General features: G+C 69.8%; 18 protein-coding genes and 5 pseudogenes. 9 read left to right on the top strand and 14 right to left on the bottom strand.

The features are described 5' to 3' along the window. The first annotated feature begins 305 nt into the window (after positions 1–305). From H3H54_RS09450 to H3H54_RS09435, 4 genes and pseudogenes are all read left to right on the top strand, one after another. Complete coding sequence (locus H3H54_RS09450; protein WP_262423703.1) at positions 306–785, top strand: hypothetical protein; 480 nt, start codon at positions 306–308, stop codon at positions 783–785. Between the two features lie 142 nt (positions 786–927). Then, a pseudogene (gene lnt / locus H3H54_RS09445) lies at positions 928–2,223 on the top strand (apolipoprotein N-acyltransferase); the annotation flags it as partial. A 225-nt stretch (positions 2,224–2,448) separates the two neighbouring features. Further along, positions 2,449–3,183, top strand: a complete 735-nt coding sequence (locus H3H54_RS09440; protein ID WP_262426447.1) for a polyprenol monophosphomannose synthase — start codon at positions 2,449–2,451, stop codon at positions 3,181–3,183. A gap of 37 nt (positions 3,184–3,220) precedes the next feature. After that, positions 3,221–3,799, top strand: a complete 579-nt coding sequence (locus tag H3H54_RS09435; protein WP_262423702.1) for an FxsA family protein — start codon at positions 3,221–3,223, stop codon at positions 3,797–3,799. A gap of 69 nt (positions 3,800–3,868) precedes the next feature. Here H3H54_RS09435 and H3H54_RS09430 read toward each other — a convergent pair whose 3' ends face one another. The 6 genes from H3H54_RS09430 to H3H54_RS09405 all read right to left on the bottom strand — a co-directional run bounded on the left by H3H54_RS09430 (position 3,869) and on the right by H3H54_RS09405 (position 8,273). Next, positions 3,869–4,219: an RNA polymerase-binding protein RbpA gene (locus tag H3H54_RS09430; protein ID WP_262423701.1), complete on the bottom strand. Its 351-nt coding sequence runs from the start codon at positions 4,217–4,219 to the stop codon at positions 3,869–3,871. A gap of 134 nt (positions 4,220–4,353) precedes the next feature. Then, a complete protein-coding gene (locus tag H3H54_RS09425) occupies positions 4,354–6,126 on the bottom strand; it encodes an SURF1 family cytochrome oxidase biogenesis protein (protein ID WP_262423700.1) in 1,773 nt (590 codons plus the stop codon). Continuing rightward, a complete protein-coding gene (locus tag H3H54_RS09420) occupies positions 6,123–6,641 on the bottom strand; it encodes a hypothetical protein (RefSeq protein ID WP_262423699.1) in 519 nt (172 codons plus the stop codon). Before H3H54_RS09420 ends, H3H54_RS09425 begins: the two co-directional genes overlap by 4 nt. Then, a complete protein-coding gene (locus H3H54_RS09415) occupies positions 6,638–6,760 on the bottom strand; it encodes a hypothetical protein (protein ID WP_262423698.1) in 123 nt (40 codons plus the stop codon). Before H3H54_RS09415 ends, H3H54_RS09420 begins: the two co-directional genes overlap by 4 nt. Next, positions 6,727–7,221, bottom strand: a complete 495-nt coding sequence (locus H3H54_RS09410; RefSeq protein ID WP_262423697.1) for a hypothetical protein — start codon at positions 7,219–7,221, stop codon at positions 6,727–6,729. Before H3H54_RS09410 ends, H3H54_RS09415 begins: the two co-directional genes overlap by 34 nt. Positions 7,222–7,226: 5 nt before the next feature. Further along, positions 7,227–8,273 carry a hypothetical protein gene (locus tag H3H54_RS09405; protein WP_262423696.1) on the bottom strand — a complete coding sequence of 349 codons (1,047 nt, stop codon included), beginning with the start codon at positions 8,271–8,273 and terminating at the stop codon, positions 7,227–7,229. A 172-nt stretch (positions 8,274–8,445) separates the two neighbouring features. Here H3H54_RS09405 and H3H54_RS09400 point away from each other — a divergent pair, with 172 nt between their 5' ends. Beyond that, positions 8,446–9,171 (top strand): beta-ketoacyl-ACP reductase, encoded by a 726-nt coding sequence (locus tag H3H54_RS09400; RefSeq protein WP_262423695.1) that lies wholly within the window; start codon positions 8,446–8,448, stop codon positions 9,169–9,171. An 84-nt stretch (positions 9,172–9,255) separates the two neighbouring features. Beyond that, complete coding sequence (locus H3H54_RS09395; protein WP_262423694.1) at positions 9,256–9,744, top strand: histidine phosphatase family protein; 489 nt, start codon at positions 9,256–9,258, stop codon at positions 9,742–9,744. Positions 9,745–9,798: 54 nt separating this feature from the next. Here H3H54_RS09395 and serB read toward each other — a convergent pair whose 3' ends face one another. Beyond that, positions 9,799–10,479 (bottom strand): phosphoserine phosphatase SerB, encoded by a 681-nt coding sequence (gene serB, locus H3H54_RS09390; RefSeq protein WP_262423693.1) that lies wholly within the window; start codon positions 10,477–10,479, stop codon positions 9,799–9,801. Then, a pseudogene (glgC, locus tag H3H54_RS09385) lies at positions 10,476–11,717 on the bottom strand (glucose-1-phosphate adenylyltransferase). The gene serB and the pseudogene glgC overlap by 4 nt, the downstream one beginning before the upstream one ends. Positions 11,718–11,830: 113 nt before the next feature. On the opposite strand from glgC, the pseudogene glgA reads away from it, so the two are divergent. Further along, positions 11,831–13,022, top strand: a pseudogene (glgA, locus tag H3H54_RS09380) (glycogen synthase). A 22-nt stretch (positions 13,023–13,044) separates the two neighbouring features. Here glgA and H3H54_RS09375 read toward each other — a convergent pair. Further along, entirely contained in the window at positions 13,045–13,773 is a 729-nt protein-coding gene (locus H3H54_RS09375; RefSeq protein ID WP_262426446.1) for a hypothetical protein, read from the bottom strand. 52 nt (positions 13,774–13,825) lie between these two features. Continuing rightward, complete coding sequence (locus H3H54_RS09370) at positions 13,826–15,325, bottom strand: RNB domain-containing ribonuclease (protein ID WP_262423692.1); 1,500 nt, start codon at positions 15,323–15,325, stop codon at positions 13,826–13,828. 157 nt (positions 15,326–15,482) lie between these two features. On the opposite strand from H3H54_RS09370, the gene H3H54_RS09365 reads away from it, so the two are divergent. Both H3H54_RS09365 and H3H54_RS09360 read left to right on the top strand, forming a co-directional pair. Continuing rightward, positions 15,483–16,277, top strand: coding sequence for an ABC transporter ATP-binding protein (locus H3H54_RS09365; RefSeq protein ID WP_262423691.1), 795 nt, complete (start codon positions 15,483–15,485; stop codon positions 16,275–16,277). A 73-nt stretch (positions 16,278–16,350) separates the two neighbouring features. Next, a pseudogene (locus H3H54_RS09360) lies at positions 16,351–17,123 on the top strand (TrmH family RNA methyltransferase). Between the two features lie 76 nt (positions 17,124–17,199). Here the strand turns inward: H3H54_RS09360 and H3H54_RS09355 are convergent. The 4 genes and pseudogenes from H3H54_RS09355 to H3H54_RS09340 all read right to left on the bottom strand — a co-directional run bounded on the left by H3H54_RS09355 (position 17,200) and on the right by H3H54_RS09340 (position 19,590). Continuing rightward, positions 17,200–17,961, bottom strand: coding sequence for a zinc-binding dehydrogenase (locus tag H3H54_RS09355; RefSeq protein ID WP_262423690.1), 762 nt, complete (start codon positions 17,959–17,961; stop codon positions 17,200–17,202). An 80-nt stretch (positions 17,962–18,041) separates the two neighbouring features. Then, positions 18,042–18,137 (bottom strand): annotated as a pseudogene (locus tag H3H54_RS09350) (hypothetical protein); the annotation flags it as partial. Positions 18,138–18,312: 175 nt separating this feature from the next. Continuing rightward, a complete protein-coding gene (locus H3H54_RS09345) occupies positions 18,313–19,176 on the bottom strand; it encodes an MFS transporter (protein ID WP_262423689.1) in 864 nt (287 codons plus the stop codon). Between the two features lie 27 nt (positions 19,177–19,203). Continuing rightward, a complete protein-coding gene (locus H3H54_RS09340; protein WP_262423688.1) occupies positions 19,204–19,590 on the bottom strand; it encodes a hypothetical protein in 387 nt (128 codons plus the stop codon). Between the last annotated feature and the right edge of the window lie 389 nt (positions 19,591–19,979).

Genomic DNA, 19,979 nt, shown 5'->3' with positions numbered 1-19,979 from the left:
AAGCTGGGGGACGTGCCGAAGAACGACTTCTCTGCGACCGCCCCCGGGCAGACTGCCCCGCCGACCCTCTACACCGGCATCGTGCTGTACAGCGCGAACGATCCCGAGGCTTCGGCGATGCTCGTCGCCGATGGCCTGATCGCCTGGACCGGGCCTGAGGACACCGCCCACGTGCTCCACGGGGACGCCCTCCACGTGGACGCCACAGGCTGCCTCGTCACCCCGGATTCGTCGACGCCGCCGCCACCCCGGACGGTTCCGCACCGCCCGCTTCCCAGGACGCCCAGGCCGCGTCGCTCGGAATCGTGCTGCGACTGCCGGGCCCCACCGGTATGCGCGAAGGGGTGCGCGTCGTGGCTCCGGTCACCGAGAGCGCCGACTACCTGGATCTGCTCGCCGATGGCACGCCCCTCGCCTTCGGCTCCGCCGGTGAGCCCGCCGCCGCCGATCCGTGGGACTGGGTGCGCGGCGCGGCCCGCACCAGCCCTGCTCCCCAGCGCATCAGCGACCGGGCCGCGTTCCTCGCCGCCTCGCGCGGCGGGCAGCGCGTGGCCGGGCACCGTCATCCCGGGACGCTCCAGACGGGGATCGAGGCGACGTTCGTGCTCTGGGAGCCGTGGGACCTCACCGTCCGCTCCCATGCCGAACGGGTCGACAGCTGGTCCACCGACCCACGCTCCCGCACCCCGCTGCTGCCGGACTTCGACCAGGGCTCCCCGCGCGCGCTGCGCACGGTGGTGGACGGCCGCATCGTCCACGACAGGCTCCAGCAGGACGGCGCATGACGGCGACCGCCCGGGCCACGACGGCGAAGCCGCGCGCGGTCGTCGGCCGCGTGACGAGTTCGATCCCACCCCATGGCCCGTCGCACTGCTGTGCGGCGGCTTCGGCGGGTTCTGCGCCCTGCTGGCCTTCCCTCCGTACGGCATGTGGATGCTGCTCCCGGTGGCGATCGCGCTGCTCGGGGCAGGGCTGCTGGTGCGTTCCGCCCGGCTGGCCGTCCTGGTCTCCCTGATGTGGGGTGCGGCATTCTTCATCCCGCTCACCCAGTGGGCGAGCACCTACGCCGGCTCGATGCCCTGGATCGCGCTGGGGCTGTTCGAGGCCCTCTATATCGTTCTGTTCGGGCTGCTCGCCCGCACCGTGATGGTGCGCCGCGGCCTGTGCGTCACGACCGCCCTGTTCGTCTCCGCGCTCTGGGTCGGGGTGGAGACCCTGCGCAGCAGCGCCCCCTGGGGAGGGCTGCCCTGGGGCGCGAGCGCCTTCGCCCTGGCAGATTCCCCGCTGCTGAACCTGGCGCCCTGGATCGGGATGGCCGGGCTCGCCCTCGTCGTCGCCCTGATGGGTCAGCTGCTGCTGTTCGGCGCACTCGCCCTGCTGGGCAGGCGGCGACGCGGCCTGACCGGCTTCTCCGGGGTCTGGCCCTGCGCTGTCGCGGTCGCCGCGGTGCTGGTGACCGTGGTGGTCCCGTATCCCCAGAACCGGGCGCCCAGCGACCGGCCGACGATGACGATCGCCGCGATCCAGGGATCGATGGACGGGATCGACCCGGTCTCCTACACGATGCCCGACGACGTCTTCGACAACCATCTCGCCGTCACCCGCACGACCATCGACACGGCAGCGGAGAAGGGGGCCGAGCTGGATCTGATCGTCTGGCCCGAGGACTCGACCGGCTGGGACCCGCGGCAGGACCCGCACCTGGCCTCCCAGCTGACCTCCGCGGCGCAGGACGCCGGGGCGCCCATCCTCGTCGGCACCCAGACCCGGGTGGGGGAGACGGAGCGGCTGAACCAGTCGGTGCTGTTCACTCCCGAGCAGACCACGCCCTACCAGTACTCCAAGCGCCACCCCGTGCCCTTCGGCGAGTTCATCCCGATGCGGGACGTGTTCCGCATGGTCACCGACAAGGTCGACCTGGTCTCGCTGGACATGATCGCCGGCGAGGAGGTCGGGGTGATGGACCTGGCCGCACTGGATCAGGGTGAGGGCCGGGTCGGGATCCTGATCTGCTTCGAGATCGCCTATGACGCCCTCGTCCAGGACATCGTCGATGACGGCGCCGAGGTGATCGTCGTGCAGTCCAACAACGCGCTGTTCGGCGATTCGCATGAGGCGATCCAGCAGCTTGCCCAGGCGAAGGTGTCGGCGGTGATGTCCGGCCGCAGCGTCGTGCACATCTCCACCGTGGGTCATTCGGCGATCTTCAGCCCCGAAGGGCGTCAGATCGACTTCGTCGACCACTGGGAGGAGGGCGTGCTGATGGCTGACGTCCCCCTGCGCACCGGCATCACCCCTGCGGTCGCCGCCGGGCCATGGATCTCGGTGGGGATCGCCGCCCTGGGCATGGTGGGGCTGCTGCTCGCACTGTCCACCGACCGCCGGGCCCTCGCCCCCGCACCGTCCGCCGAGCTCGAGGTCAGTGACCATGCATCCCTCCCACGCCCCCTGCCGCCGACGCTCATCGTGATCCCCACCTATGACGAGCGTGAGGCGCTGCCGGGCACACTGGCCCGTCTCCGTGCCGCAGTGCCCGAGGCCCACGTGCTGGTGGTCGACGACTCTTCACCGGACGGCACCGGGCAGTGGGCGGAGTCGATCGCTGCGCAGGATCCGGCGGTGCATGTGCTGCACCGCGCGGGGAAGCAGGGCCTGGGCCCGGCCTATCTGGCCGGGTTCGCCTGGGGCCTCGAACGCGGATACCGGCTGCTGGGAGAGATGGACGCGGACGCCTCCCACCGCCCGGAGCAGCTGCCCGGCCTGCTCGAGGCGGTCCGTCGCGGCGCCGACCTCGCGATCGGCTCGCGCTGGGTCCCCGGTGGTGCGGTCCACGACTGGCCCCTGCACCGGCAGCTGCTCTCGCGCGGCGCGAACCTCTACGTGCGCGTGCTCATGGGCCTCGGCGTATCCGATGCGACCGCCGGCTTCCGGGTGTTCCGCGCCGAGCTGCTCGAACGCCTCGTCTCCGACGACATCGCCTCGCAGGGCTACTGCTTCCAGGTCGACATGACGCGGCGCGCCCGGGATCTGGGGGCCGTGATCAGGGAGGTCCCGATCGACTTCGACGAGCGCACCGAAGGGGCGAGCAAGATGTCCTCGGGCATCGTCCGCGAGGCGCTGGTCAAGGTCACGCTCTGGGGACTGGCACGGCGCACCCAGCCTCTGCGCAAGGCCCTGCGTTAGGCTGAACGGATTCGTCGTCGCAGGAAGGGAGCCACCCATGGCCGCACAGCAGCGCAGCAGGCCTGACGCCTCCGGACGCCCTTCCGCAGACGGCACCGACACCGGGCGCGCCCGCTCCCGCTGGGGATCCGTCGTTCCCTTCGCGATCGTCCTGCTGGGACTGCTCGAGCTCACCATCCTGGTGCTGATCGGCATCAACACGAGCCTGTGGTGGTCGGTGCTGATCATCGCGATCGGCTGGGTGATCGGGGTCGCCCTGCTGGTCGCCGCCGGTCAGCAGTCGTTCGTGCGACTGCGCTCGCTGATCCGGGCCGTGCGCGGCCGCGGCGACGTCCAGGACCACCTCTCCCGTCCCGCGTTCACGCTGCTGTCCGCACTGTTCTTCTTCTTCCCGGGGATCCTCACCGATCTCATCGGGCTGGTCCTGCTGCTGACCCCCGTCCAGCGCCGATCAGTCAAGGCGATGGGGCTCAGCAGCGGCTCCGAGGGTGCCCGCACGGTGCTCTACCGTCGCTCCGGCACCGGCGTGATCGACGGGGAGATCATCCTCGACAACAGCCCCGCAGATCCTCCGCGGGGCGAGAACGGCACGCCGCCCACGATCACCCAGGACTGAGAGGTCCCACGGAAGCGCCCCCGCTCCGCCGAGAGGCGGAACGGGGGCGCTGTCGCGTGCTGAGCGTGTTCAGAGATTGCGGCGCTGGTGGAGCTTTCCGGCGCGGAGCAGTGCGAGGCGCTGATCGAGGAGCACCTGCAGGTCCTCCTCGCTGCGCCGCTCGAGCAGCATGTCCCAGTGGGTGCGCACGGGCTTGCCGGGCTTCACCTCGGGACGCTCATGGTCACGCAGCAGCGCGGAGGCGCCGCAGCGGCACTCCCAGACGGCCGGGACGTCGGCCTCGACCGAGAACGGGAGGACGATGTTGTGGCCGTTGGGGCAGTCGTAGACGGCCTCCTGGCGCGGTGCGGCGAGGACGCCCTCGTCGGTCTCCATGGAGAGGGAGCCCAGTCGGGTGCCTCGGAGGCTGCGGCTGTTCATGCGGTTCTCGCTTCCTGCCGGGGATGGGGGTCGGACGGGGTGCCGTCCGATGAGGTCTGTGGGGTGGTGGCACCCGAAGGTGCCAACGCGCACGGGGCCGGGAATGTTCCCGAGCCTGGGAGCACTCTCGAGTCTCAGGCGCTGTCGAGCAGCTCGGAGAGCGTATCGACCCGATTGGTGATGATACCATCCACGCCCTTGACCAGCAGATCCTGCATGGTCGGGGCATCGTCGATGGTCCAGACGTGCACCTCGCACCCCGCGCGGTGGGCCGCGGCGACGTTGGCCTCGGTCACCACCGGGACGCCTCTGTAGGTCGGAGGCACCTGGAGCGCCCCGTAGGGCGCGAGGATCCGACGGATGACGGCCTGCGGGGATTCGACGGCGCGGGCCGCGAGGAAGCTCCCGATGACGCCCCGAGAAGGGCTGCGCACCGGCAGCACGCCGGTGGCCGCCTGGATCGTGGCGACGGTCTTGCGGACCACGTCGCCGTCGAAGCCCGCGACGCAGATCCGGTCCGCGCTGCGGGTGCGGGCGATGGCCGCGACCGCGGGCCCGATCGCCGACGAGGCTTTGATGTCGACGTTGATCGGGACGTCGGTGAAGGTCGCCAGCACGTCCTCGAGCATCGCGAGCGGTTCATCGCCCGCGAGTCGGATGGAGCCGGCCTCGCGGGCGCTGATCTCTTCGATGCGTCGCTCATCGCCCGCGACGCGCAGCAGGTCCTCGTCGTGGAAGGCGAGCGCCAGCCCGTCCTGTGTGGCCCGGGTGTCGGTCTCGAGCATGTCGGCGCCGGCCGCGAGAGCGTCCTCGAAGGCGCGCATGGTGTTCTCCGCCCCGTCGAGGGCGAGTCCTCGATGGGCGATCCGGCGCGGCCTGGGGCCGGGCAGGAACCTCGAGCTCGGCGCGGCTGCGCGCTCACGGCGCCTGCTGATCGATGAGGGCATCCTCTTCCTCCTCGTCCTGGCCCCGGCGCCGGGCGCGGACCGCACGGCGGGGACGATGGTCATTGGGTCGTCGGGACGGGCCTCGCGGTGAGGAGGCGGGCTCCTCGCCGGCTCGCGCCGTGTCCGTGTCGGAATCGTGGTGCTGCGCAGGCTCTCGCCGCCGGGCTCCTCCTGCGCAGGGTCCTGCTGCCGCTGCTCATCCTCCGCGACGTCCAGGAACAGCCGGCGGGTGCGGTAGATCAGAGCGCCGGGGAAGAACAGCGCGAAGATCCACCACTGGAAGGCATAGGAGAGATGCGGGCCGAGCCCGGTGTCGGGGGAGGGCAGGGCAGTGGGCCGTTCAGCGGCCGGGTCCTCCTCGGCCAGCTCCCCGTACGCCTGGGCGACCAGCTCGGAGTCGTCCACGCCCATCAGCCCGGCGGACTGGCGCGGATTGACCGAGTGGGTCTGACCCTGCGGAGGCTCCCGATCCAGCACGGGCTCGGCATGGCGCATGCGCACGGTGACGGAGATATCACCCTCGGGCACCGCGGCCGGGTCAGCAGGCGCAGACTCGTCCTTGTCCTGCGGCACCCAGCCGCGCACCACCAGGAGGGTGGTGCCGTCGTCGGCCCGGAACGGCACCAGCTGCCAGAACCCGACCTCACCGGAGAGCTGGCGGTTGCGCACGTACAGGACGCAGTCGGCATCGGTGCAGTAGCTGCCATGCAGCGTCACCGGCGCCCAGGCGTGCTCCGCTGCGAGAGGCTGCTCCACATCGGGCAGCACCTCGTCGAGGGCAACGGGGGCCGCCTCGTAGTTGCTGTTCACCACCGCAGCTTCATCGCGCCGATCCTCGTAGCGTCCGTACTGCCACAGGCCCAGCAGCACACAGACGCCGGCCAGGACCAGCACAGCCACCAGTCCCACCAGGGTCTCGCGGCTGAACAGGATCTCCCGGCGGGCGGAACGTCCCGTCATTCGGCGACCGGTGCGGCAGCAGCCGCCTCGGGCCCCGGCACAGCGAGATGCAGGTGCCCAGCGGCCTCGCCCAGGACCGTGGCGAGATCCTCGACGGCGAAGTCCACCAGCATCACGAACATGATCGCGGTGAGCGCGGCGATCACGAAGCCGAGCACGGTCACGCCGATCGTCATCCCGAGCCTCAACCGCGGGCGCTGGGTGCGCTGCTTCGCGGGAGGGAAGCCGTAGTCCTCCGCCTGGAGGTGGTTCTCCGTCCACATCCCCGGGTTCAGGACAGCGACGGGGTACTGATCCACCCGGTTCCGCGGGCGGGCACCGCTGGCAGGGACGTCCTCGGAGTCCTGCAGCGGTGCCGCGCCCCGGACCGCCGAGTGTTCCTTCAGCCATAGCCTCCACCCCGCCGGCACCGGGCCCCAGGTGTGCTGGGGTCGGAAGTCCGCTGGCGGGAGCCATCCGTCATGGGGCGGCTCCGGCCAGTTCGGCGGAGGGTTGAAGCGCTGGCCCTGGGTCACGCAGGGACGTCCCAGGAGTAGTTGTCGGTGTAGGTGTTGAAGTCGAGCGTGAGACCACCAGCACGCTGGACGTCGAAGAGGATCTTCATGGTGTACTCGTCCCCGGCCTTGAAGTCCATCGGTCCATCGGTGCCGGAGCCCGCCAGTCCGAAGGTCGCGGAGGCGGGCGAGATCTTCCGCCGTAGGGGGTGTTGACGCTGAACTGGTGCGGGTTCAGGCTGAGCTCGCCCTCGGCGACGGTGAGCTTGGCGGTGAGGACGAGGTACTCGTCCCCGTTCTCGGGCTCGTCCATCGCGCCGCCGTAGCTCCGCTCGAGATCGCTCGCGGGCACGTAAGCCATGTGCACGGCCATGGTGCCCGTGCCGTCGGTTCCCACGATGTTGACGGCTTCCTTCTCCGCCTCGGGGTCGATGGTGGGCAGATCCGTGGGCCAGGGAGTCTCTTCCTCGGTGGTCTCCTCCGTGGCCGGATCCTCCTCCGCGGAGGTCTCCTCCTCGGTGGTCTCCTCCTGAGTGGTGGTCTGACCGTCGCCCTTGGCCTCTTCCCCGCCGGAGCGGTTGAACAGGACGAAGCCACCCACGGCGATCAGCGCCAGGACCAGCAGCAGGACGAAGAGGCAGCCGACCCACCAGAAGCGCTGGATGATGCCCTTCTTCGGGGGCTCACCGGCTCCGGTCGAGGCGGTCCAGGCGGACCCGGAGTCGACGCCGGGGACTGCTGGCCGTAGCCCTGGGCAGGGTAGTCGGAAGCAGAACCCTGGCCCGGGTACTCCGGACCGGACGTGGGACCGTAGCCCTGAGCGGGGGAAGCCTGGCCATAGCCCTGGGAAGGAGACCCCTGGCCGTACCCCGGTGCAGGGGAAGCCTGGCCGTACCCCGGTGCAGGGGAAGCCTGGCCGTACCCCGGTGCAGGGGAAGCCTGACCGTAGCCCGGTGCGGGGGATGCCTGGCCGTACCCCTGTCCGGGCTCCTCCGGATGGCCCTGGGCAGCTGCTGCGCCGCCCATCGCCGCGGCACCACCCGCAGCTGCGCCAAACCCGGCACTCTGCTGGCTGTCATCGGTCTCGTACGGGGCCTGCTGTGCGAGCCCGGCATCGAGATCCGGGCCCTGGTACTCAGCGGTCTCCGCGGAGCCGCCCTCCTTCGCGACCGGCTCCTCGGCGGCAGCGGCGACGTCGTCGCGCTCTCCGGAATCGGTGACATGGGTGGCATCGTCCGCGGCCTCAGCCGCAGGCTCTGCGGCATGGCGCCCGGTGGGCGCCGGGCTCTCAGCTGCGGGCTGCGCGACGTCCTGCTCAGGCGCCGCCCCATAGGGGTTCATCATCCCGTACTGGCCCGCGGGCTCCGGCGCTGCGGCAGCGGCAGGCTCCTCAGGAGCAATCGGCTCCTCGGCGGGGGCCGGCTCGCCCGCCTGCTCATCCGTCGAGGCGACGTGCGTGGCGTCGTCATCCGCGGAGGCGGCGGGGGTCTCCGGCTGCTCCGGCTGCGCTGCCGGTGCCTGCTCGGCCGAAACCCAGAAGTTCCATCCCTCGGGGGCGGGGCCCCATGACGGATCCGGCTGCCATCCCGGAGGCGGGCTCCAGTTGGCATCGTCGATCGGCCAGTTCGGCGGAGGATTGAAGCGATATGCCATCGGGTAGCACCTTCCGGGGCGATGTGCGTGGACGGGCTCCCCCATGGACCCCGACACTGTCTCGCCCCGTATCGTAGAGCACGAGCACACGCCGAGGCATTCGCCCTCGCCGCGTGGCACAGCCCTCCGTGGCACCATCCGCCCCGTCCCGATCCGTCATCCAGGAGTCCGTATGTCCGACGCCATCACCGAGCCGCGCAGTGTCCTGATCACCGGCGGCAATCGAGGGATCGGCCGCTCGATCGCCGAGGAGTTCCTCCGTCGCGGCGACAAGGTGGCCGTGACCAGCAGGTCCGGCGAAGGTGGCCCGGAAGGTGCGCTCACCGTCGCTGCCGATGTCACCGACGGTGAGAGCCTCGACACCGCGATCAAGGCCGTGGAGGAGGCTCATGGTCCGGTCGAGGTGCTGGTCGCGAACGCAGGCATCACCGACGATCAGCTCCTGCTGCGGATGGGGGACGAGTCGTTCGAGAAGGTCCTCGACACGAACCTCACCGGGTCCTTCCGCACCGTCAAGCGGGTCATCAAGTCGATGATGCGCAAGAAGAAGGGCCGCATCGTCCTCATCAGCTCGGTGGTGGGCCTGTATGGCTCGCCCGGGCAGGTCAACTATGCGGCATCGAAGTCCGGGCTCATCGGCATCGCCCGGGCGCTGACGCGCGAGCTCGGCTCCCGCGGCATCACCGCGAACGTCGTGGCTCCCGGGTACATCGACACCGAGATGACACAGGCGCTCTCGGAAGATCTCCAGGCCTCGTACCGCAAGGCCATCCCGGCAGGCCGTTTCGCGGACCCCACCGAGGTCGCCAAGGCGGTCGCGTTCCTGGCGAGCGATGATGCGGCGTACATCTCGGGAGCCGTGATCCCGGTCGATGGCGGCCTCGGCATGGGACACTGAACCCGTTCCCTCACCATCGATTTCCTAAGGCGTGAACGCACCTCCATGTCATCTTCCGACCCTGACAGTCGCCTGCTCCTCCTGATGCGCCACGGGAAGGCGGAGAGCGGATCCGGTCAGCCGGACCACGACCGCGCCCTGGCCGAGAAGGGCGTCACCCAGGCGCAGCTGGTGGGGGAGTACCTCGCCGCACAGAGCGTGCAGGTCGCCCAGGTGCTGGTCTCCGACGCACAGCGGACCCTGCAGACATGGGACTCCGTGGCCACGAAGATGCCCGGCTTCGACGGACAGGTCTCGTTCCACGAGGAGATCTACACCGGAGGCGCGGCAGAAGTCCTCGCCCTCGTGCACGGCGTCGATGCTCATCTGCCGGTGGTGCTGGTCGTCGGTCACGAGCCGACGATCTCGACCCTCGCCTCGGCCCTCGCGGGCGACGAATCGGACGCGAGCGCGATCGCCCAGGCCCGGATCGGCATGCCCACCGGCAGCGTGGCGGTGCTCTCCGGAAATCTCAGCAGCTGGCAGGACCTGCAGGAGGAGTCGCTGACCCTCCACACCATCGTCCGCCCCTGACCGGGAGGAACCGGCCGGGGTGAGCACGGCTGCTCATGCCCGGCTGGCAGCTAGTCATGCCCGGCTGGCAGCCTCGAGGTGAGGCCAGGCGTCCCACAGGGACTCCCCGTCCAGCACCACGTCGGCCACCTCGCGCAGGGCGGGCTTGGCCCTGAACGCGATCCCGGTGCCCGCCGCGACCAGCATCTCCCGGTCGTTCGCGCCGTCGCCCATGGCGACGGTCCGAGCCGTCGACACGCCGTGCCGCTGCGCGAACTCCTCGAGGGCGACGCGCTTGGCGGCACCATCGATGATCGGCCCGGAGACCCTCCCGGTGAAGCGCCCGTCGACGATCTCGAAACGGTTGGCGCGCACATAGTCGATGCCCGCCTCGGCGGCGAGCTCATCGATCACCTCGTGGAAACCGCCGGAGACCAGAGCGGTCACCCAGCCGGCCTCCTTCGCACGACGCACCAGCTCGAGCGCGCCGGGCGTCGGCACCAGGATGCCGCGCACAGTGGCGAGAACAGTCTCATCGAGGCCCTCGAGCAGCGCCACTCGCGCACGCAACGACTGCGCGAAGTCGAGTTCGCCGCGCATCGCCGCGGTGGTGATCTCCTCGACCCGGTCACGCACCCCGGCATGCTCGGCGACGAGCTCGATCACCTCCTGGGTCAGGAACGTGGAATCGACATCCGAGACCAGCAGACCCGTCGCCACCACAGGCGCCGCCTCCTTCACTGCGCTGCCGGTCACGGCGTGATGACCGTTCCCTTGCCCAGCACCGTGATGCCGGATTCCGTGACCACCCAGCCGCGGGCACGGTCCTTCTCAGGATCCAGGCCGATCTGCGTGCGCGGCGGCACCACCACCCCTTATCGATGATCGCGCGATGGATCTGGCAGTGACGGCCCACGATCACGTCATCCATCAGCACCGAGTCCGACACGTTCGACCAGGAATTCACCCGCACACCGGGGAGAGGACCGAGCTCGAGACCTGGGCCCCGGAGACGACCACCCCGGAGAGATCACCGAATCGACAGCGGAGCCGACACGGCCCGGACCGGCATGGACGAACTTCGCCGGCGGCGGCGCGTTGCGGTGCCCCGTGAAGGTCGGCCACTCCTCGTTGTAGAGGTTGAAGACCGGATGGATCGAGATCAGATCCATATGCGCGTCGTAGAAGGCGTCCAGCGTGCCGACATCACGCCAATAGTCGCGGTCACGATCGGTGGATCCGGGCACGTCGTTGTGGATGAAGTCGTAGACGGCGGCGTCGCCCTCAGCCACGAAGGCGGGCACGATGTCCCCGCCCATGTCGTGCTTGGAGGAGTCGTCCTCGGCATCCCGGGTGACCGCCTCGACCAGCGCGTCGGCGTTGAAGATGTAGTTGCCCATGGAGGCGAGGATCGAGCTGGGGTCGTCGACCAGCCCCTCCGTCACGCTCGGCTTCTCGACGAAGGCCTTGATCGTGGTGGGATCGGCGGCATCGGTCTCGATGACACCGAACTGGTCGGACATCTCGATCGGCTGGCGGATCGCCGCGACCGTGCAGGACTTGCCCGACTCGATATGGGCCTCGAGCATCTGAGAGAAGTCCATGCGATAGATGTTGTCGGCGCCGACGACCACCACGTGCTCGGGCTTCTCGTCATAGATCAGGTTCAGCGACTGCGCGATCGCATCAGCGGAGCCGCGGAACCAGTGCTTGCCCATGCGCTGCTGCGCCGGGACCGGGGCGACATAGTTGCCCAGCAGCGAGCTCATGCGCCACGTCTGGGCGATGTGCTTGTCCAGCGAGTGCGACTTGTACTGCGTCAGCACGACCACGCGCAGATAGCCGGAGTTGGCGATGTTCGACAGGGCAAAATCGATCAGGCGGTAGATACCGCCGAACGGGACCGCGGGCTTAGCCCGGTCGAGGGTCAGCGGCATCAGCCGCTTCCCCTCACCGCCGGCGAGAACGATGGCGAGGACCTTTTTGGACGACATGATGCGAGGATAGTCCAGACGTGGCACCCATCACGCGGGGAGCGTTCCTTTCGGACCCGGCGGTGTCCCGAGAGACTCCGACGCACCCCGCCCAGAACGAGAAGGAACCCGATATGCGTGTCGATCTGCTGACCAGGGAGTACCCGCCGGAGATCTACGGCGGGGCGGGAGTGCACGTCGCCGAGCTCACGAAGGTGCTGCGGCCCCACATCGACGTGCAGGTCAGGGCCTTCGGCGCCCAGCGGAACGAGGAGGGGACCCACTCCTACTCGACCCCGGCAGAGCTCGCAGGCGCCAACGCTGCGCTGAGCACCCTGGGCACGGACCTGCTGATGGCCGCGGACTGCGCGGGAGCGGACCTCATCCACTCCCATACTTGGTACGCGAACTTCGCCGGGCACATGGCGTCGCTGCTGCACGGCGCCCCGCATGTGCTCTCCGCCCACTCCCTCGAACCGCTGCGGCCCTGGAAGGCCGAGCAGCTGGGCGGCGGCTACGCGGTGAGTTCCTTCGCCGAGCGCACCGCCTATGAGGGCGCTGCCGGTGTCATCGCCGTCTCAGCCGGGATGCGCGAGGACATCCTGCGGGCTTACCCTCGGTCGATCCAGCCAAGGTCCACGTGGTCCACAACGGCATCGACATCGACGCCTGGTCCCCGAACCCCGAGACCTCCGCCCTCACCTCGCGAGGCATCGATCCCGAGGCGCCCACGATCGTGTTCGTCGGCCGCATCACCCGCCAGAAGGGGCTCCCGTACTTCCTGCGCGCGGTGCGAGAGCTGCCCCCGAATACCAGGTGGTGCTGTGCGCCGGGGCGCCGGACACCCCGGAGATTGCGCAGGAGGTGAACACGCTGGTCGAAGAACTGGCCAAGGAGCGAGGCAACGTGCACCTGATCACCGAGATGCTGCCGCGCCACGAGCTCACCCAGATCCTCACCCATGCCACCACCTTCGCGTGCCCGAGCATCTACGAGCCTCTCGGCATCGTGAACCTCGAGGCCATGGCCTGCGGCATCCCCGTGGTCGCCTCCGCCACGGGTGGCATCCCGGAGGTCGTGGTCGATGGCGAGACCGGATACCTCGTGCCGCTCGAACAGGTCACCGACGGCACCGGCACACCGGTGGACCCGGAGAAGTTCATCGCGGACACGCGCGACGCACTGGTGCGGATGGTCTCCGATCCGGAGCGCGCGAAGCAGATGGGCGAGGCGTCCCGCCGCAGGGCCGCCGAGCACTTCGCCTGGACGTCGATCGCCGAGCGCACCCTCGAGCTCTACCGGACGGTCCTCGCACAGGCGTCCTGACCCCGGACGGGCTCGGTCGGCCTCAGCCCGTCTCAGCGGCCAAGATCGCGTCGACCGCTTCGACGAGCGCCCCGCGCGCTGCGTCGTGCAGCTCATCGAGGAGGCCGCGCCGCGCGAGCGCCTCTGCCAGGTGCACCGTGTGGCCGTGGCCCTCCTCGATCTCGCCGCGGGTCAGGAGCAGCGTGCGTGCAGCGAGCACCAGCAGGTGCGCCGAGGACCGTTCGAGGTGCCGCGGCAGCGCGGTCGAGATCCAGGTGGCTGGGATCCGCGCCGGCTCGACCGGCTCCTCGGGCACCAGGTCCAGCTCGATCGATCCCTCGGCCGCGCGGCGCAGTGCATGCAGCAGCTCCTGACGGGCACCGCCGGAACCGGCCGACGGAGGGACATGCGCGCCCATCGGTGCGGGCACCCGCATCCACGTGACCGCGGTGGCCGGACGCTCCTCGTGCTCGACCGCCATGGTGAGCGGGATCAGCGTGTGATCAGCGATCCCGGCACCGGTGACCACGATGGCCTGCTCCGCCTCAAGTGCCGGACCGATCGCCGCCGGAGGGCCCACGAGCCCGGCGAGACGACCCGGGGCGGGCAGCACCAGGCGCAGCTGCGCGAGCGGCAGCCGGCGCAACCCGGTCATCCACGAGAACAGGTCCTCTCCCTGCCCGCTGGGGCCGGAACGGCCCACCCCGTAGCTCATCTGCGCGGCGTCGTCCGGGCCGAGATCTCCACGGAGATAGGCGGCGGTCCACAGCATCAGCACCGCTGCACGGGGAGTGCGACCAGGTCCCTGCCTGCGGCGGCCTCGCTCATCTCACGTCCCCGTCGGCCGGGACGAACTCCGCCCGACGGGCGACCGTATCCACGGAGTCGAGCCGGACCCGCACCAGATCGCCGACGGAAGCGTCCATCGGCACCCACGCCGTCACCGGGGGATCGGTCAGCTGCACCTCTACCCTGGTGGGGGCACCGCCGTTGCCGTCCTTCGACTCGCTCGCCTCTCGCCGCTCGATCACCGCGGCCTCGAAGGTCTCAGCCTCCCAGGCGGCGAGCGCAGCGGTCTCGACCAGCTCGATCGCGGCCCGCTCGAGGCTCCCCGCCCGCGTCCCGGTGGAGCGCATCGCCTCGGGCACCTCGACCAGCGCCGCCAGCAGCTCCTGCGCCGGCCGCACCCCGCGCACATGGTCGTGGCAGATCATCAGCACGAAGCGGTCCACCAGGCGGCGCAGAGGCGCTGTGGTGTGGGCATAGGGCGCGGCGATCGCGGCCTGCGCCGGATCCTCGGGAGCTTCTTCCGCTGTCGTGAACGCCGCGTAGGAGGCGCCGCGGAACAGGGACGTGGCCTGGTTCAGCAGGGCCAGGTGCGCCGGCTCCCGCCAGTCCAGCGAGCGGAGGAACTCCCCGTAGCTCTGCGCCTCGTCCCAGGGCACGCCGAGCACCTCGCTCTGGCGGCGGAACCGGTCCACGGCCGGCTGCTCCGCGGGCGGCATGGTGCGGAGGATCCCCACGCCGTGCTCGAGCATCAGCGTGGCGGCGGCCATCCCGGTCATGAGGGAGATCTGTGCGTTGGCGTCCTCGATCGGGTTCGGGCGCCGCCAGCGCAGCCGCACCAGGTCGCCATCGGCCACGACCTCCTGCTCGGGCACGTTGAGGCTCGCCCCGCCGCGCTCCGCCTCGAGCCGGGTGCGCAGGGCCCCGATCTCCTGGAGCAGGAGCATCATCGGATGCCCTTCTCCGCGGTCCAGCTCCTCCTGCACCTGGTCGTAGGCGAGCTTCACGATGGACCGGACCAGTGCGCGCTCGAGGTCGATGCCGCGCACCTCCCCGGCCTCGTCCAGTTCCAGCACCCATACGAAGGCCGGGGTGGGCTGGTCCGGCAGCAGGGAGGCGACCCCTTCGGAGAGCACCTCGGGATGCAGCGGGATGCGACGATCCGGCAGGTACAGCGTTTCGCCGCGGCGCCGCGCCTCCTGGTCGAGCGGGCCGCCGAGCTCGACGAACCAGGGCACATCGGCGATCGCGTAAAGCACCCGGTAGCCGGCCTCGGTGCGCTCCAGATGCATCGCCTGGTCGAGGTCCGTCGAACTCTCGGGATCCAGGGTCACGAATGGGACCTCGGTGCGGTCGGTGCGCTCGGCGGGCGAGTGGTCACGGGCTGCGGCGTGCTCGGCCGCGGCGAGGACCTCGGGCGGGAAGACCAGCGGCACCTCGCCTTCCTTATCGGCGAGAAGAGCGTCGATGCCCTCCCGGATCACGTCGGCCGCGACCGAGCCGCGAGGTGCGTGCAGGGAAACGGGCCGATGCGCCACGGGGCCTCCTGGAACGGCGGTGCTGTTCCGACCAGTCTATGGGCGGCCGTCGGGCCCACGGGTGCGCCCCGACGGTGTGTGCGACTACTCGGTGTCGGGGCGGGGACACGTCGAGCGCGCGGGGATCTGGCAGCGGTTCTGACGATAGGCTCGGAACATGTCCGTCTCAGCAGCTTCACTGAACGATGTCACCGTCCGCCGCAGCGGCGCCGCGATCCTCGACGGGGTGTCCCTCGAGATCGGGGAGGGGGAACGCTGGGCGGTCCTCGGCCCCAACGGTGCCGGCAAGTCGACCCTCGTGCGCCTGCTCTCCGCACGGATGCACCCCACCGCGGGCACCGTCGAGATCCTCGGCGAGCGGCTCGGCAAGGTCGACATCTTCGAGCTGCGCCCGCTGATCGGTCTGGCCAGCCAGGAGCTCGCGGATACCGTCCCGGTCGAGGAGAGCGCCGAGAACGTCGTGGTCACCGCCGGGTACGGCGTGGTGGGTCGCTGGCGCGAGGAGTACGACGAAGTGGATCTGGAGCGTGCCCGCACCCTGCTGGCCGCCTTCGGGGTCGGCGACCTGGCCTCCCGGATGTTCGGCACCCTCTCCACCGGCGAGCGCAAGCGCGTGCTCGCCGCCCGCGCCCTGATGACCGACCCGGAGCTGCTGCTGCTCGACGAGCCCGCCGCAGGGCTCGATCTCGGCGGCCGCGAGTCGCTCGTGCGCACCCTGGGCCGTCTCGCCAAGGACCCCGCGACCCCGGTGACGGTGCTGGTCACCCATCACGTCGAGGAGATCCCTCCGGGCTACACCCATGTGGCGCTGCTGCGTGAGGGCGGCGTCGTCGCCGCGGGCCCGATCGGTGAGACGCTCACCTCCCAGAACCTCACCCGCACCTTCGGCCTGCCGCTGGTGGCCGAGCAGCGCGGGGAGCGCTTCACCGCCCGCTCGCTGTCGTTGAACTGACCCACAGGTGGAGCACCCTCAGCTGCGGAAGGTCACCGACCTCGCCGATCCGGCGCTGGACGACTACCTGCGCATGACCGATGTGCGTCTGCGCTCCCGCGTCGAGGTGGAGCGGGGCCTGTTCATGGCCGAGAGCTACGAGGTGATCTCCCGGGCGATCGAGGCCGGGATGGCGCCGCGCTCCTTCCTCATGAACGAGCGGTGGCTCGCGAAGTTCGCTCCGCTGTACGAGCAGTTTCCCGAGGTGCCTGTGTTCGCGGGAGAAGAGTCGCTCGTCGAACAGCTCACCGGCTACAACCTCCACCGCGGGGCACTCGCGGCGATGCAGCGGCCGGAGCTGCCCGCAGCCGCGGACCTGCTGCGGGAGGCGCGCACCGTCGCCGTGCTCGAGGACCTCGTCGATCACATGAACGTCGGCGCGATGTTCCGCTCCGCTGCGGCGCTCGGCGTCGATGCCGTGCTGGTGACCCCGCAGTGCGCGGACCCGCTGTACCGCCGCTCGATCCGCGTGTCGATGGGCACCGTCTTCCAGGTGCCGTGGACGAAGCTCGAGGCCTGGCCGGGTGCCGGGATGGACCTGCTGCACGAGGCCGGCTTCGACGTGCTCGCTCTCGCCCTGACCGAGGGCGCGGTGGAGCTGGACGCTGTAGATCTGAGCCCGGAGCGGAAGGTCGCCTTCGTGCTCGGCGCCGAGGGCCACGGGCTGAAGCCCGCGACGCTGCAGGCGGTCGACGAGCACGTCGTCATCCCGATGGCCGGGGAGTGGACTCGCTGAACGTCGCTGCGGCGAGCGCGGTCGTGTTCTGGCAGCGACGGTCGGCGCTCACGGCGAGCTTGCCGAGGTAGCCGCTGTCGGCCTCGATGGCACGCTGGCGGTCCGCCAGCGTGCCATCCAGGTCCAAGAGGACCCGCAGGTGGGGCCTCAGAGCGCGATCTGGATCTTCACATCCGTCGGCCTGCCCTCGAGGAAGCGCTCGAAGGCCTGCACTGAGTCGTCGAAGGCGAAGGTCTCCGAGACGAAGCGGGAGAGGTCCACGCCATCGGTCGCGGCGAGGTCGATCGCCTTCTGGTAGACGTTCGCGTAACGGAACACCGTCTCCAGGGAGATACCGCGGCTCTGCGCGGTCGCGATGTCGAAGGGCACCGGGTCCACCGGCATGCCGACCAGCACGATGCGGCCGCCCGGAGCGGGCATCTCCCAGAGCTTCTTGTAGGCAGGCGCGGCGCCGGTGGCCTCGAACACCACCTGCGGGCCCCAGCCACCGGTCTCAGCACGCACCCGCTCGCCCAGGTCCTCCTTGGTGGCGTCGACGGTGACGATGCCCTCGAGCCCGTCTAGCAGGGCCAGCTTCTGCGGGAGCACATCGGAGATGAAGACGGTGCTCGCACCGCCCGCGCGAGCAGCGATCGCGGTCATGATGCCGATGGTGCCGGCGCCGACGACGGCGGCCACGTCTCCGGGCTTGATGCCTGCCTTCGTCGCGGCGTACATCCCCACGGAGAACGGTTCGATGAGCGCGCCCTCGGCGAAGCTGAGGTTGTCGGGCAGCTTGAAGGTGTAAGCGGCGGGGTGGATGACCTCGTCGACGAGGCAGCCGTGGACGGGCGGGGTGGCCCAGAACTGCACTCCGGGGTCGACGTTGTAGTTGCCTTCACGCACGGCGCGGGAGGTGGGGTCCGGCACGCCCGGCTCCATCGCGACCCGGTCCCCGGGGAGAGGTGCGTGACGCCCTCTCCGACCTCCACGACGGTTCCGGCGCCCTCATGGCCCAGGATCATCGGTGCCTCGACCACGAACGGCCCGATCTTGCCGTCGGTCCAGTAGTGCACGTCGGAGGCGCAGATGCCGACGGTGTGCATCGTGATCCGGACCTGTCCGGGGCCGGGGTGCCGACGGGCTCGACCTCCTCGATGGACATCCGGTTCTTCTCGTGCAGCATCAGCGCGCGCATGGGTCTCCTTCGAGGGGCGGGGCAGGCGGGTCATCGCCTCGCAGGAGACTCTGCCACACCGTCGCGCACCGGTGAGTGCTGGGTCACCGGTCGATCATGTCAGCGGCGTCGACCGGCTGCGCCCCGTTGCTCACCGCGCGGATGAGGATGGCGAGCAGAAGCGTCGCTGCGGCGAGAAGCCACCATCCCCACCCGCCGCTGAGCGCGATGGCGCCGCCGGGGACCGCTGGCGCGGCGGAGGACGTCAGCCCGTTGCTGATCCCGTAGAAGGCGCCGTATTGGCCCTGCTGCTGAGCCGGTGCCAGCCGGAACAGCAGCTCCATAGTGCCGGCGCTGTACAGCACCTCGCCCGCAGTATGGGCCACCAGGAAACCGATCAGCATGATGACCAGTAGGGGCGGTGAGACTGACCAGCCGGAGAGGAAGAAGAGGTAGGAGGCCGCAAGGAAGACGGCACCGATGAGCAGGCGCCTGCTCGCGGCGCCGATGCTCACGATCCCGGCGCTGGCCGGTATCTGGAAGGTGGCGGTGAGCAGAGCATTGAGCGCGATCAGGAGGCCGACGATCCACATCAGCTCCGGATGGTGGATCACCGTCCACAGCGGGAGCGCGAAGGACAGCACGTGCAGGTAGATGCCGATCGCCCCGTTGGCGAGCGAGAACACGGCGAAACGCCTGTCAGGAACGACCGGGTACGGCCGCCCCGTCGCCCCGTCCGGGGCTGGCGGCAGGGTGATGCGCGTGAGCAGCACAGCAGCGATGACGAAGGTAAGTGCATTGCTGAGGATCGCGATCTGGAACGCGGCCAGGCTGCCGCTGCCGAGCACGAGCCCGGCCAGCAGGGCACCGGCGGAGATACCGAGGGTCAGCAGCGACCTCAGCGATGCTCTGGCAAGCGCTGGGCTCTCCTGCGCCAGCCGGCGGATAAGTGCCGTGTTCGAAGACATGCACAGCCCCTGCCGAAGACTGATCACTCACAGCGCGACGACGAAGCTCACCTGATCCCAGACCACCAGCAGCAGGGCGGTCGCGATGGCCGAGAGTACGAGTCCGGCCAGGAGCACCGGCTTCGGACTCGAGGCATCGGAAAACCTGCCGCTGATGAGGTCGCCCCCGATCGCGAGCAGGGTCGCGGCGACGAGGCCAGCGGAGACGAAGCTGACGGAGAAGCCGAGATGTTGGGTGTAGAACAGGATGCCGATCGTTGCGAACAGCCCGTTGCCCAGGGCGTTCACTCCGGTCAGGAGTCCGAGTGTGCGCATCGCGGGCGAGGCCGTCAGCGTTGCGGCGGCGGAGGCGTATGGGGCTGCGAGCATCGCCCCGAGAGAGGGGCGTCGGCGGTCGCGCGCATTCTTCTGCATTGCCCGACAGTAGCTCTTGTGTGGTGCGCTTAGCATTCTTCTTCATAGCCTTATAGCGCCTCTGGCCGGTGTGTTACCGTGCCGAGATTTCTGTCGACGGGGCGGTGATGGAAGTCCTCCCGTTAAGGATTTTCGTCGCGGCTTTCAATAGGGCTCGGCGAAGATTGTGGGAACCGCCGTGAGCCTTTTGTCAATCACGGAAAGCATCAGGGCTCCCCGTCCAGTCTTCTGCAGTGGGCAGTCGGCGACGGCGGACTGCGCGACCTTTCCTCCACAGTGGCCGTTCATCCACAATGCCCAGCAGTACCTTTCCTCCCCACCGCCCACTTATCCACATTATCCACAGATTCAGGGAGAGGTCTTGCGCCAGCGTCGGGCGGCACTAAAAT

The organism is Brachybacterium sp. Z12 (assembly GCF_014400405.1).
Lineage (GTDB): Bacteria > Actinomycetota > Actinomycetes > Actinomycetales > Dermabacteraceae > Brachybacterium.
The sequence above is the reverse complement of the archived record's forward strand: the minus strand, read 5'-3'. Positions and strand labels throughout refer to the sequence as shown.